Source organism: Psychrobacter sp. GW64-MNA-CIBAN-0177 (genome assembly GCF_040309585.1).
In the GTDB taxonomy this organism is placed as follows: Bacteria; Pseudomonadota; Gammaproteobacteria; order Pseudomonadales; family Moraxellaceae; genus Psychrobacter; species Psychrobacter okhotskensis.
Genome location: NZ_JBEOOY010000308.1, coordinates 1 through 265 on the forward strand (window position 1 = coordinate 1; position 265 = coordinate 265).

General features: G+C 39.2%; 1 pseudogene. It reads right to left on the reverse strand.

From position 1 onward, the window contains the following. Positions 1-103 precede the first annotated feature (103 nt). A pseudogene (locus AAEY79_RS15210) lies at positions 104-265 on the reverse strand (threonine/serine exporter); the annotation flags it as partial.

Consider the following 265-nt stretch of genomic DNA (forward strand, 5'->3'; position numbering starts at 1 on the left):
GGGTATGTTAAGTCGCTTCGATGTGGTTAGTTTTTCGCTAGAAACAGCCTAACATTTAAATGTCTATACCTGCCTAAATCTACTTAAACCCGCCTAAACCTACTTAAACAATGGCACGCCGTCTATAAAATAACAGTCCGGGAATGGACAAACCTAGTACCAATCCTGAGGTTACAAATAAAGCCTCAAATAAATACACCATCATTTGGCTAAATAATTCGTCCGAAAAACCAAAATAGCCAATCTGTACCATACTCACCATCGC